The 13279-nt window shown below is 65.0% G+C and carries 13 protein-coding genes; 6 read left to right on the plus strand and 7 right to left on the minus strand.

The genetic code is table 11. From position 1 onward, the window contains the following. Positions 1-172 precede the first annotated feature (172 nt). The 4 genes from ACFUEJ_RS17390 (at position 173) to ACFUEJ_RS17405 (ending at position 4463) form a co-directional block, all read left to right on the plus strand. Positions 173-1210 (plus strand): porin PorA family protein, encoded by a 1038-nt coding sequence (locus ACFUEJ_RS17390; protein WP_068970542.1) that lies wholly within the window; start codon positions 173-175, stop codon positions 1208-1210. Positions 1211-1353: 143 nt separating this feature from the next. Continuing rightward, positions 1354-2466 carry an NDMA-dependent alcohol dehydrogenase gene (locus ACFUEJ_RS17395; protein ID WP_055475060.1) on the plus strand — a complete coding sequence of 371 codons (1113 nt, stop codon included), beginning with the start codon at positions 1354-1356 and terminating at the stop codon, positions 2464-2466. A 25-nt stretch (positions 2467-2491) separates the two neighbouring features. Further along, positions 2492-3940, plus strand: coding sequence for an aldehyde dehydrogenase (locus tag ACFUEJ_RS17400; protein WP_137809919.1), 1449 nt, complete (start codon positions 2492-2494; stop codon positions 3938-3940). Positions 3941-4217: 277 nt separating this feature from the next. Next, the gene (locus ACFUEJ_RS17405; protein WP_137809920.1) at positions 4218-4463 is read left to right on the plus strand and encodes a hypothetical protein; all 246 of its coding nucleotides are present in this window, start codon (positions 4218-4220) and stop codon (positions 4461-4463) included. Positions 4464-4538: 75 nt separating this feature from the next. Here the strand turns inward: ACFUEJ_RS17405 and ACFUEJ_RS17410 are convergent, their stop codons facing one another. Then, on the minus strand, positions 4539-5999 hold the full coding sequence (locus tag ACFUEJ_RS17410; protein WP_240198504.1) for a DUF222 domain-containing protein: 1461 nt from the start codon (positions 5997-5999) through the stop codon (positions 4539-4541). 108 nt (positions 6000-6107) lie between these two features. After that, a complete protein-coding gene (locus tag ACFUEJ_RS17415) occupies positions 6108-7025 on the minus strand; it encodes a hypothetical protein (RefSeq protein ID WP_055475058.1) in 918 nt (305 codons plus the stop codon). A gap of 193 nt (positions 7026-7218) precedes the next feature. Here ACFUEJ_RS17415 and ACFUEJ_RS17420 point away from each other — a divergent pair, with 193 nt between their 5' ends. Next, entirely contained in the window at positions 7219-7413 is a 195-nt protein-coding gene (locus ACFUEJ_RS17420; RefSeq protein WP_137809921.1) for a hypothetical protein, read from the plus strand. Next, positions 7413-7748, plus strand: a complete 336-nt coding sequence (locus ACFUEJ_RS17425) for a hypothetical protein (RefSeq protein ID WP_055475056.1) — start codon at positions 7413-7415, stop codon at positions 7746-7748. The genes ACFUEJ_RS17420 and ACFUEJ_RS17425 overlap by 1 nt, the downstream gene beginning before the upstream one ends. Before the next feature lie 112 nt (positions 7749-7860). On the opposite strand, the gene ACFUEJ_RS17430 is transcribed toward ACFUEJ_RS17425, so the two are convergent. From ACFUEJ_RS17430 to ACFUEJ_RS17450, 5 genes are all read right to left on the minus strand, one after another. After that, a complete protein-coding gene (locus ACFUEJ_RS17430; RefSeq protein WP_055475055.1) occupies positions 7861-8223 on the minus strand; it encodes a GNAT family N-acetyltransferase in 363 nt (120 codons plus the stop codon). 101 nt (positions 8224-8324) lie between these two features. Beyond that, the gene (locus ACFUEJ_RS17435) at positions 8325-10127 is read right to left on the minus strand and encodes an acetyl/propionyl/methylcrotonyl-CoA carboxylase subunit alpha (RefSeq protein ID WP_055475054.1); all 1803 of its coding nucleotides are present in this window, start codon (positions 10125-10127) and stop codon (positions 8325-8327) included. Positions 10128-10333: 206 nt separating this feature from the next. Next, on the minus strand, positions 10334-11872 hold the full coding sequence (locus ACFUEJ_RS17440) for a condensation domain-containing protein (protein WP_055475053.1): 1539 nt from the start codon (positions 11870-11872) through the stop codon (positions 10334-10336). Continuing rightward, a complete protein-coding gene (locus ACFUEJ_RS17445) occupies positions 11869-12306 on the minus strand; it encodes a SufE family protein (protein ID WP_055475052.1) in 438 nt (145 codons plus the stop codon). The genes ACFUEJ_RS17440 and ACFUEJ_RS17445 overlap by 4 nt, the downstream gene beginning before the upstream one ends. Before the next feature lie 13 nt (positions 12307-12319). Continuing rightward, positions 12320-13216, minus strand: coding sequence for a sulfurtransferase (locus ACFUEJ_RS17450; RefSeq protein ID WP_055475116.1), 897 nt, complete (start codon positions 13214-13216; stop codon positions 12320-12322). Between the last annotated feature and the right edge of the window lie 63 nt (positions 13217-13279).

Here is a 13279-nt window from a genome sequence, read left to right on the forward strand (position 1 = left end):
CCCCACCTAGATCGATCACCACGACCACACCCCGGAACCGACACATCCCCGCAGCAGGAACCTCAACCCAGGCTGGACCCTAATTCAGCAGGCTCCTAGGGTTCACGCACCTACGACTGTGAGGCAGAACACTCTGACTTGATTGGGGAAGGCCCCCGATCGAGGAGGAATCATGAAACTCTCTTCGAAGGTCTGGTCGGCAGTCGGCGTCTTGCTCATTGCCCTGGCCCTGGCCATCTGGTTTGTCGTCGTGCCGAGTGCTACCAAATTTCCGTCGAAAACTAATACAACTCAACACTATTCGGGTGTCGCAAACTTGCTCGATGCGCAAGCGCTCGGCCGCGGCGATGTCGCGCACGCGTTCATCAGCAACGCTCCGGTGACAATGGATCGAACAGTCAAGGCGGTAAAGACCTCTGGAAACACCGTTGTGGTCACCGACAATTCGACGGTCCAGGTCGCGACGCAGACGTTGACTGACGACCATACGTATTCGATCAACCGGACCAACATGCTGCCGACGGATCCGCCGAACGGACAGCAGGTCGAGCACACGGACGGTTACACCGTCACGCTGCCGATCGGCCCTAAAGGATCTGGCAGCTCGTATCGCTTGAATGACAACGCGACGCAGCAGGCATTCCCATTGAACTACCGAGCCGCGGCAAAAGTACATGGCCGCAACGTGTATGAGTACAACTCGACCGGGACAGGTGCAGTGAAGAGCCCGTCGCTGCTGAAGACGCTCCCGCCTGCGCTACCCAGTGCTATTGCCGCACAGTTGATGCCAAGCCTCCCTACCGCCAGCCAGGAAGCGATAAAGCAGGCAGGTCCGATCCCTCCTGCGATACCGCTGTCCTACATGGCGACCACGAACTATGACCTGCAGGTCGACAAGCAACTCGGGGCACCGCTATCGGTCGCGATCGACCGCACGGTAACCGCGTATGCCGATCTCGGCGGGAAACAGATCGAACTATTGCCCGTGTTGCAACTGAACGTGAAGACGACTGACCAGTCGGTGGCGAGCGCGGCCAAGACCGCACACAAGAGCGGACTCATGCTCACGATCATGAGCACCTGGTTGCCCACCATTCTGACGATCCTTGGAGTCTTCCTGCTCCTTTGGACAGTGTGGCGGGAACTACGGCGGCGGCGATCTGCGCCCGACGCGCCGGTCGATGACAAGCAACCGGTGAACAGCCACTAGCCGAACGCGACGAATTGGTCCGCCCGCAAATGGCGCTCCTGTTCAAGCACGTGGCGTTGCGATCCACGCTTCGCGCGTGTGTGACGCAGCACACTATCCACGATGGGCGATCGCCCGAATTCTTTCATTGATTGGAGCAAGTAATGAAAATGCAAGCCGCAGTTCTCTGGGGTCCCGGCCAGGATTGGAGTGTCGAAGAAGTCGAGCTCGACGGGCCCCAGGAAGGCGAAGTGCTCATCCGCTACGAAGCGAGCGGGCTGTGCCACTCCGACGATCACGCTCGCACCGGCGACATGCCGATCGCCGTCCCCACCGTCGGCGGCCACGAGGGGGCAGGTGTCATTGAAGAAGTCGGTCCAGGAGTCAAGAACCTACGGCCCGGTGACAAGGTTGTGTGTTCGTTTCTTCCCGCATGCGGACAGTGCCGGTGGTGCTCGACTGGACAGCAGAATCTTTGCGACATGGGCGCATTCATCCTTGCCGGCACCATGCTCGACGGCAGCTACCGTCGCCGCGCCCGCGGAAAGGATCTCGGCGCCCTATCGCTGCTGGGAACTTTCGCTGAGTACGGCACGGTGCACCAAGAGTCCGTGGTGAAGGTAGACGACGACGTACCACTTGAGCGAGCGTGTCTACTTGGTTGCGGAGTAACCACGGGGTGGGGCTCGGCGGTGAACACCGCAAAGGTCCAACCGGGCGATACCGTCGTCGTCATCGGCTGCGGCGGCATTGGCGGCAGCGCGATCCAGGGCGCCCGGATAGCGGGCGCCGAGAATATCGTCGCGGTGGACATTGTCGAATCAAAGAGGCAGCAGGTAATGCCACTCGGGGCAACGCATTTCTGCACAAGCTTCGAGGAGGCCACCGCGCTTGTGGCCGACCTCACCCGCGGTGTAATGGCGGACTCGGCGATTCTCACAGTCGGAGTCGTCGCCGGCGAAATGATCGGGCAGACGCTGGAGTTGGTGCGAAAAGGCGGTGTGGGTGTTGTCACCGGTATTGCCCCGGCAACTGAGAACACTGCAACTATCCCGTTGATGATGTTCACACTCTTCCAAAAGCGTTTGGCTGGAAGTCTTTTCGGCGAAGCTAACCCGAGAGCCGACATTCACCGGCTGCTCCGACTGTACCGAGACGGCCAACTCAAGCTCGACGAGACCGTCACCGCCGAGTACCAACTCGGCGATATCAATCAGGGATATCAAGACATGTTCGATGGCAAGAACATTCGCGGGATCATCACGCACAGCCACTGAGATGCAAGCACTCACGGAGGAACACATGATCGACCAGAACGCACTGTTCATCGATGGCGCATTGTCACCAGCCCACGCGCCCGAACGCATCGAGATATTGTCCGCGGCCACCGAAGAAGTCATCGGACGCGCACCAGCAGCAGATGAGGACGACGTCGACGCCGCGGTTGCCGCGGCACGACGTGCATTCGACGATCCGCGTGGTTGGTCGGCGTGGAGCCCCGACGACCGCGCAGCGGCGATCGAGCGGCTTGCCGACGAGTTGGAGGCGCGCGCGCCGCAACTCACCGAATTGGTCTCGTCGCAAAACGGGATGCCGATTGCCATCGCCGGAACGCTCGAATCCGGGCTTCCCGCGACCGTGTACCGGTATTACGCCAACCTCATTCGGACCACAGAACTGGAGCAGACACGTCCAGGCGTACTCGGTGGCCGCGCCATTGTTCGGCAGTCCCCCGTCGGTGTGGTCGCCGCGATCGTGCCATGGAACTATCCAAACCTGGTCACTGCCTTGAAGGTGGCGCCTGCGTTGGCCGCTGGCTGCACCGTGGTGGTGAAGCCCAGCCCGGAAACAGTCTTGGACTCTTATGTTTTCGCAGAAGCGGTCGCCGCCGCGAACATACCCGCGGGAGTCGTCAACATCGTTCCCGGGCGGGCGAGCACTGGCTCCTACCTCGTGTCACACCGAGACGTCGACAAGGTCACGTTCACCGGATCGACCACCGTCGGCCGCCAAATCGCAAAGACCTGTGGTGAGTTACTCCGCCCAGTGACCCTCGAGCTCGGGGGAAAGTCGGCAGCGATCATCCTCGACGATGCTGACCTCACTGCGAACATCGAAGGACTGTTTCAGGCGACGTTACTGAATAACGGTCAGACCTGTGTGCTGAATGGCCGAATTCTTGTCCCTCGCAACAGGTTCGACGAGTCGCTTGAGGTCTTCGCCGGACTCGTGAATGGTGCTGTCATCGGCGATCCACTTGATCCGAGTACACAGGTCGGGCCACTGGTCACTGATGCGCACCGCAACCGGGTGGAGGCACACATCGCAAGAGCCAAGGACGACGGCGCTCGCGTTGTTGCCGGCGGCGGTCGGCCGGCCCACCTCGATCGTGGTTGGTATGTACAACCCACCCTCTTCTCGGATGTTGATCCGTCGAGTCCCCTTGCGCAAGAAGAAGTGTTCGGACCGGTACTCGCTCTGATGCCATACGACGACGTCGGTCAGGCGGTTCAGATCGCTAACGATTCGGCATACGGGTTGGCCGGCACCGTGTGGACCGCAGATGAGGCTCACGGTATCCAGATCGCCGAGCAGATCGAATCTGGCACGGTAGGTGTCAACTACTACATGCTCGACCCGGTTGCGCCATTCGGCGGTATCAAAGCGAGCGGTTTGGGGCGCGAACTCGGCCCCGAAGGCCTCGCGGCATGCATGCGAACCCACACGACATATCTGTCGACCAGCGCGTAGCCACCCCGTGTGTCGTTCCTGCCGCAGTGCCCACCGGGTAGGAACGACACACGGACTGAGGGGAGGTTCCTGACATCACGGAGAGACATGACGGCTGGCGCTACGGGGACAAAGTCATCGTGCGCGCACGGCACGCAGCGGCGGTGCCAGCGTTTGGCTATGTGATCGGCAAACCCGACCGTTTGGGATCTATCCCTGTTCGCCTGGATGACGGATCCGCATGCTGGTATCACGCGGATGCACTCGTCCGGCTAGCAAGATGGTGAACCGTATTAGGATGCCTGACGATATTTTTGAGGACATTCTCTACTTTATTTTCAAGGCGCACTCGCGCGCGGTGCCGGCGCCGGGCTCCGACTTCGTCTCGCCCCGGACCTACACCAGCCATATAGGTGCGCCCGGAACCATCGGCGTCGAAATAGGTTGCCCTGCCCTGACCAAACGATCCGTCATTCACGGCGGAGACAGACCCGTTTCGATACGCCCATGGCCGGTGGCCGTTTCTCCGGCGCAGTTCCAGTGAAGCCCGTCGATGACGACGAAGACACTGCGAGCAGAGGCACGAAGCAGCCTGATCCGGCCACCGGAAGGGGTGTTGTTAGCGACTAGCGAGGTTGCGTGCATCGGTCGGGCCGCCGCGCCGCGGGTCGGTGTGGTCGAACGGTTCGGTGTGGTCGAGGTCGATCTGCCAGACCGGGGCGTTGCAGCCGGGGAAGGTGCAGCACAGTTCGCCGGCACGCACCAGGGCCTGGAGCTTCTTCGACGGGGTGTACCGCGTTGTCGAACTGTCCGCCTCGGGAGGCGATACCGGTGGCGCGTCGGGCGCGGCGGGGTTCGGTGCGGGATGGATGTAGGTGCGTCGGGCTTCGGCGAGCAGCTGCCGGGCGGTGTCGGCGTCGAGGATGCCGTGGCGGTCGAGGAATGCGGGGTCGTTGTCTAGACCGATCAGGGTCGACAGGTTGACCACGATGTGAAAGGTCGCGCGCGGCGCCGGCGATGACGACGGCGACGCGTCCGGACCCGGAGGGTCGGCGACAACCGTGTCGCTGTCCGGGGTGTCGGTGTCATCGTTCCCGGAGTGGCGCGCGGGTGCCTCAGTCGTGTGGTCGGCGGTGTCCACTGTCGCTGCGTCGACGTCGCCGGTGGTGTTGGCTTCAATGTCCATTGCGGCAGGTCGGCAGTCGTCGCATTCGCACGCGATAGAAGCTTCGCCCCGCGCGAGCGCTTTCAGAGCATCGACTCGGCGGTTGGCCAACTTTCGAGGGTCACCGGCGTGGACCGCGGTGGCCATCGCCGTCAGGCGGGCGTCGAACTCGGCGGAATCAGCAGTGGGCAGCGTGCCGGAGATCCGGGACTGCCCGGGTGTGAACCGGTCGGGGGTGACGGTCACCTTGCGGTCGGATTTCACTCGCTCCTTGCGTCGGCGGATCGCGTCGGGTGCCCACTTGGCGACGATGGAATCGACCATGGCGGTGAACCGGGCCGTGGACATCGGTGCGCGGGCGAAGATCGCCTCGGCGAGATGGGCGTCGACGGTCTGCATCTCTTCGTCGTCGGTGATGAGGTCGGTGCGTTTGAGGGCGATGAGGAAGCGGCGCTTGTCGATTCGACCGCACGCGAGTGCGTGTCCGGTGAAGGAGAGTCGGTAGCGCAGTGCGTCGCCGGCTTCGATGAGATCTTTCGCCTCGGCCGGCGTCACGGTGAGGGTGGCACCGACTTCGGCGATGGCCTGTTCGAGACCGTTGGGCCCGAACTGCTCGTAGGGATTCTCACCAGCGGCCACCCGCGCGGACAGGTGCTCGAAGGCTTCGATGGAGTCGAGTTCGCCGCTGTGCGTCTCGGCGCGCCGCTGCGCGTAGTCCATCTCGCGTTCGTCGTGAATGAGGCTGGCAACGACCATCATTCGATGCGCCGACGCTGCCGCCAAACCCGCGCAGTGGTTGAGGACCTCGACGAGTTCGGCAGCGGAGAGTTCATGGTCGGGACGAAAGCGCGGCTCGACCGACTCCTGTGATGGGTCCACAGATGTAGTGGACCCGGCCCCCGCCCCCGATGACATACCTCCACGATACTCGAATATATGTTCGAGTCAAGGGTGTATTTGTTTCTCCTTCGAATATCCGATGATGCAACCACGACGCACCGACAGGTCATCCTCAGATCGAGGTCAGCGATGTCCGCGTGGCAGGCCGATGCGGATCAGGCGTGGGTCCTGCGTGATCTCGCGTACCTCGAATGTCGGGTCGATCTCCTCCGCCACCCGATCGACGATCAGAGAACCGTTGCTGTCGAACCCGATTCGGTGGTGAGTCAACCTGGTCGTGAACTTCCAGACGGCCATCGCTTCGACCTCAGTGGTGACCGAGTCTTCGCATCGGACACAGTCGAGTGCTGCGTCACTGTCCGGATCGTCGGCGTGTTCGTCGCATGGCTCCCAGTCCGAGGTGACGAGGTATCCGGGGTCCCACAGGGAGCCCTCCGTCGGCGGCCATTCCACCGAGTACCACTCGCCGGCAGCGATTCCGTACGTTCCGATGGCCTCGTCGAGCACGGCCTTGCGGTCGGCTTCGGTCCATTCGATCCGGGGTGGAATCGCCACGTCCTCGATGGGGTCGATTCCGGCGTAGTCGGCGGGATCGCCGAGCAGTTCGGTATCGGTGGCCTCGTGCTGCGTTGCCCGACCGACGGATTCATGTGTGTCGAGCACTGCGGCCTCGGCTGTCGCAGCGTCGATATCCGCTGCCAGGTAGGCGGCGGAGTTCATCCGCTCATGAACCGCTCTCGCCGGGATCCGCGAGACGAGTTCGTCGACCACCGCTTGCTCGGCGTCGTAGAGCGCTCCGGATGCCAAGCGGAGTGCCGTCTTCCCAACCGGCACAGAGATTCCCGATGTCCGGCAGTCCCACAACTCGGCGGCGATCCGATCGCGCCGGTCGACCAACTCCCACGCGAGAGCTCTGGCTGATTCGCCGGATGTCGAGTGTGGGATCAGCGACTGCTCCTGCAACTCGGCGATGATCCGAGTGAACCGATCGGAGCCTTCGCCGGACGAGTCGATCCAGTGATCGTTCGTGAACGTGCCCAACGCGGCACCTCCTCCCTGACGTTCTGTCTCGGTCGTCCATTCCTACGCCGAGAACCTACTCGGGGCCAGTGACATCAATCGTGGGGTGACTCGTCGCAATCGGACGGCGATCGTTGTGGTGGATGTCGGTGCCGCGTCGCATTCTGGTGACGGAAGCCGACAGGTCAACTCGGCCGAACCGAGAGGAGGCGACATGGTGAACTCGAAAGCCCTCGCAGAATTCATTGATTCGGCCGAGGCCGGCGCTCGCGCGGGCATCGTGCGCGAGACCGGAGAGATGTGCCGTTCCCATCGACACCGCCATTCATCGTCTGCGATCGACTCGATGAGCCCACTGACGGGCGTGGATTTCGAGGGGCCCGCGGAGGCCGAGCGAGGCGTCGCCTGATGGCGCCCGAACCCGTCCGACTCCCCGCCGCGATGGCGTCCCCGGCAGTCGGCTGCACTGTGAACGCCGGCTGGTATCCGCTCTTGGTTCGCCTCCATCGCCGGCTCTCAGCCGTCACCGACGACTTCACCTACGCGCAGATCAAAGAGAAGTTCGGGGTTTTGCGCTGCTACCTCAATTACGGAAACTCGGTCGACGATTTCACGTGGAGCCTTTGCGAGCTCCTGGTCGACGCGACAACCGACGAGTCGAGCACCGTATGCGAATTCTGCGGCGACCGAGGAGAAACCCGGTACGACCTTTCCTGGATCAAGACGACCTGCGGAGATTGCTGACCGTAACGTTCGGCGGTGAGCAAGACCTGGGTCATCTGAAGCGGCGCGCAGATCGCCGAATGGACGAAGATCGCCCCGGGTACGACGAATGGTCGTGTGCTGACTCCGCGTCTCAGCCGATCCCGCGCGACAGCATTTGCCCGACAACCAGACCGAGTGCACCCTCGGCAAACCTCGAGACCGGCCCGACGGCGGTGTCCAGCGCCTCGTCGTAGCCGTCGCGTGCCTCGCCCCACAGGCGGCCCGACGAGCCGTTCGGCGTGACCCCGATCAGGGCGATGAGCTCACCGGTGGTGGGGATGCAGATCGCCCAGACGAATCGTGTCTCCGACTCCCAGTCACGCTGCGCCGCAGCGACGTACGCGGCGGGGTCGTCGACCTCGAGATGAGACAACGCCGGGACGTCGGTGATCCGCTCGTCCGCACGAAGCGCACGCAGATACCACGTCCCGGCGTTGATCTCGACTGGTTGCATTGCCTTGTTGTACGCCCGCCCTTCGAGGCTCGTCGCTTGCGCTCCTCGCACCTCAGGGAGCAGGGGCGCTCGCACCTCAGGCAGCGAGGGAGCGGTGTGTCTTACTTCAGCTCGAGCAGCACCGTGCCCTGGGTGACGGCAGCACCGGCCTCGATGGTGAGGCCGGTGACGACGCCGTCCTTGTGGGCGGTGACCGGGTTCTCCATCTTCATGGCCTCGAGGACGACGACCAGATCGCCGGCGGCGACCTCCTGGCCCTCCTCCACGGCGACCTTGACGACGGTGCCCTGCATCGGAGCTGCCACGGCGTCGCCGGAAACGGCTGCGCCGCCACCCTTCTTGCGCGAACGTGCCTTCGGCTTCTTGCGGACGACGCCGTTGGCCGAGCCGCCACCGCCACCGAGGGCGAGATCGCCGGGCAGCGACACCTCGACGCGACGGCCGCCGACCTCGACGACGACGTTCTGCCGCGGGGCGGCCTCGTCGTCTTCGATGGGCTCGCCGCCGGTGTACGGCTCGATCGGGTTCTCCCAATCGGTCTCGATCCACTTGGTGTAGACGTCGAACTTCTCGCCGTCGCCGATGAAGGCGGGGTTGGAGACGATGTGCCGGTGGAACGGGATGACCGTCGCCAGGCCCTCGACCTCGAACTCGGCGAGTGCGCGACGCGAACGCTCCAGCGCCTGCTCGCGGGTCTCGCCGGTGACGATCAGCTTGGCCAGCATCGAGTCGAACTGGCCGCCGATGACGTCACCCTCGACGACGCCGGAGTCGACGCGGACGCCGGGGCCGGTCGGCTCCTTGTAGACCGAGATCGGTCCCGGGGCGGGCAGGAAGTTGCGGCCGGCGTCCTCACCGTTGATGCGGAACTCGAAGGCGTGACCGCGCGGGGTCGGGTCCTCGGTGATCTCCAGCTTCTCGCCGTTGGCGATGCGGAACTGCTGACGCACCAGGTCGATGCCCGCGGTCTCCTCGGTGACCGGGTGCTCCACCTGCAGGCGGGTGTTGACCTCGAGGAACGAGACCAGCCCGTCGCTGCCGACCAGGAACTCGACCGTGCCGGCGCCGTAGTAGCCGGCCTCGCGGCAGATGGCCTTGGCGGACTCGTGGATCTTGGTGCGCTGCTCGTCGGTCAGGAACGGGGCCGGGGCCTCCTCGACCAGCTTCTGGAATCGACGCTGCAGCGAGCAGTCGCGGGTGCCGGCGACGATGACGTTGCCGTGCTGGTCGGCGATGACCTGGGCCTCGACGTGGCGGGCCTTGTCGAGGTAGCGCTCGACGAAGCACTCGCCGCGACCGAACGCCGCGACGGCCTCACGCGTGGCCGACTCGAACAGGTGCGGGATCTCCTCGATCGTGTACGCGACCTTCATGCCACGTCCACCGCCGCCGAATGCCGCCTTGATGGCGACCGGCACGCCGTGCTCCTGGGCGAAGGCGACGACCTCGTCGGCGTCCTTCACCGGATCCTTGGTGCCGGGGGCCATCGGTGCGTCGGCCTTGAGCGCGATGTGGCGCGCGGTCACCTTGTCGCCGAGGTCGCGGATCGACTGCGGGGACGGACCGATCCAGATCAGCCCGGCGTCGATGACGGCCTGCGCGAAGTCGCCGTTCTCCGACAGGAAGCCGTAACCCGGGTGGATCGCGTCGGCGCCGGACTTCTTGGCCGCGTCGAGGATCTTGTCGAAGACCAGGTACGACTCCGCCGATGTCTGCCCGCCCAGTGCGAAAGCCTCGTCCGCGAGTTTGACGAACAGTGCGTTCGCGTCGGGCTCGGCGTACACCGCGACGCTCGCGATGCCTGCATCCCGGGCGGCGCGGATCACGCGGACAGCGATTTCGCCACGGTTGGCGATGAGGACCTTGCTGATTGCGGACGGAGTGTTCGCAGAGGTACTGGGCACTTGTTCTCCTGGGCCTTACTCGTACTCAGGTGCACGACGCGGTAGCGCACGCGACACGTTGGGCGGACGTCGGTCAAGTCTGGCGGCCCGCCGTCACCGGCCGGGATGCGGACGGCGAGGGCGATGCGACACCTTCGCGGTGCAGGTGTCGCGACCTTCCGGGCAATACCCTAGCCCACCGAGCAATCGTTCGGTGGAGCCCTGGGTCACAACGCCGGAGAGAATGTGCTCGCATCACCGAGGCGTCGGACCAGTTCGGCGAAAGCACGCAGGTAGGCGTGGACGGGACCACCTGTCGGGTCGATCGCCCAACCGTCTTCGGAACGGGCCTCGGCGGCGGGAAATGTGACGTTTCCCTCATGTTGTGCACCCGGAGTGTTCGCCGAGGCGGTGACGCCGAGCTCACGCAGCGGCGACTCGCGCGGGAACCGGGCGGAGTACCGCAGTCCCGACGGGGTGCGGTTGATCCAGATGTACACCTCGTCGGGCGAATAGCTGTGACTGCGGAGGACCTTCGCACGCCCCGCGTCGGCGGCCCCGGCGCCCGGTGCATAGCGCGTGTCGATGAACGAGATGACGAACCGCGGGCCACCCTCGTGCCCGATCAGGTCGGCCACCCGCAGGAACGGCAGCGAAGCGCCCTGACGCCCGTGCTTGAGCGCGGCGGTGGATCGGACGACGGCCTGGTCGAACGTCGGGGAGTCGGACATGTCGAGACAGAAGGGAGCGACCCCGACGAACCAGCCGAGGGAGGTCAGCCAGCGGGCGTCGTCGCGCGTGTGCCGCGGCAGCACACAACGGAACTGCCGATCGCCGGTCAGTTCGTGGTGCACCACGGCGAAGGCCGCCAGCACTCCGGCGGTCAGCGTGCCGCCGGCCTCCGAGCAGATCGCGGTGAACCGGTTGGCCGTCGCGTCGTCGGCGACCACACCCCACAGCGACTCCTGGGGGAGTGCCGCGTCCGTGTCGACATCGTCGGGGGTGCGGTGATCGTTGGCCGGGTCAGCCGTGTGCAGGCCGGGCATGTCACCGTTGCCGGCGGCCAGGAACTCCGACCACAGGCCGACGGCCGGATGATCGCGCCCGGTCTGGTCGGCGAGCCGGCGTTCCGCGGCGCTGAAGTCGACATAACTGCCGACCTCGGGCAGATTCGCGCCGCGATGCTCCCGCGCCGCCCGGTACATCGACACCAGCTCCTGCTGGGCCATGATCAGCGAGTACCCGTCGACCAGCGAGTGATCGGCGGCGAAGAGGAGCGTGAACGAGCGTTCGCGTCCGACCGTCGCGAACCGGTAGGCCGGCCAGTGCAGCGGCGCGGTGGCGCGATCGAACGAGCCCGCCAGTTGCTCCACGAGCGGACCCGACTCGGCGTACCAGCCGACCCGGCCCATCTTGAGTTTCACGGTCCCCGGCGCGGTGGTCAGCCGCTGCAGGCCGGAGCCCTTGATCACGACGTGACTACGCAGCACCTCGTGCCGGTCGATCCACTGGGTCAGCACCGACCGGATGGCCGGGATCGACAGCGGCTCGTCGAACTCGATGCTCAACCCGAGCCAGGCCTCACGTCCGCCCTCGCGACGCGTGCGGACCCGGTACTCGAACGCCGCCCGCAGATGCTGCTCGTGATTGTGCGAGGTCAGGCGCGAGTCGTAGTCCCAATTACCCAGTCCGCCCGGCACATACGGCGTCCACTCGACGAGACCGCCGGGCGCGATGGGTTCGTCGCGGATCTGGATGAACTTCATGCCCCGGGCGTGTCGGGCACCTGGGCGCGAACCTGCGCCTTGATGCGGCCCAGCATGCCCGCCATACCCCGCAGGCGCAGCGGACTCACGGCGCTGCCGAGTCCCAGGTCGTAATAGAAATCCGATGGCACGTCGAGGATTTCGCGCGCCGACGCGGTGTCGAGTCCCTGATGAAGGATGGCGGCGAAACCGCGGGTCGTCGGCGCCTCGCGCGGAGCGCTGAAATACAGCCGCACCGACGACGGGTCGGCGGCGTCGACGGACAGGAAGACCGGCGACTGGCACTCGGGTACCGGTTCCATCGCATCCTGCTCGAGATGCGCCGGTATGTCCGGCAATTCGCCGGCGAACTCGAGCAGGAGCGTGACCTTGTCGGAGTCGTCGAGTGCGCCGAAGTCGTCGACGATCTCGGCCAGGGCTGGAGGCAGACTCATCGTGCGGTCGGGTTCACTCGGTGCCGGGAACGGCGCCCGGCTCCTCGCCGACGGCGATCGGCACGCGCACCGCGTTGCCCCACTCGGTCCACGATCCGTCGTAGTTGCGGACCGCGGTGTGCCCCAGCAGATGTGTCAGCACGAACCAGGTGTGGCTCGACCGCTCACCGATGCGGCAGTAGGCGATCGTGGGCGTCTTCGGGTCGAGCCCGGCGTAGATCTCGTCGAGTTCGGCGCGGCTGCGGAAACGGCCGTCGGGGGCAGCGGACTTCGCCCACGGGATCGAGATGGCGGTCGGGATGTGCCCGCCGCGCAGCGCGCCCTCCTCCGGGTAGTCCGGCATGTGCGTGCGCTCGCCGGTGTACTCCTGCGGGGAACGGACGTCGACGAGGGGCTCGGTGCCCAGGGCCTCCAGGACCTGCGGCGCGAACGCGCGGATCTTGGCGTCGTCGCGCTCGACCACCGGGTAGTCCGACCGCGGGTAATCGGGGACGTCGAAGGAGGTGTCACGGTCCTCGGCCATCCAGGCGTCGCGGCCACCGTCGAGCAGGCGGACGTCCTCGTGGCCGAACAAGGTGAAGACCCACAGCGCGTAGGCGGCCCACCAGTTGCTCTTGTCGCCGTAGATCACGACAGTGTCGTCGCGTTCGATTCCCTTGCTGCGCATCAGTTCCGCGAACTGCTCGCCGTTGATGTAGTCGCGCGTGACCGGGTCGTTGAGATGAAGGTGCCAGTCGATCTTCTGAGCGGTCGGGATGTGGCCGATGTCGTAGAGCAGCACATCCTCGTCGGACTCGATGATCTTGAGTCCTTTGGCGCCGAGATGCGCCGACAGCCACTGGGTCGTCACCAGCCGCTCGGGGTGGGCGTAGTCGGCGAAGGCCGGATTCGGGTCGGTGTCAACGCTCACGGTGCTCTCCAGCTCGCTGTTCGGACGTTCCGCGTGGATCACGCGCGGACCATCTGCGGTCCC

The sequence above is a fragment of the Gordonia sp. NPDC057258 genome, assembly GCF_042668985.1.
GTDB classification, from domain to species: domain Bacteria; phylum Actinomycetota; class Actinomycetes; order Mycobacteriales; family Mycobacteriaceae; genus Gordonia; species Gordonia hongkongensis.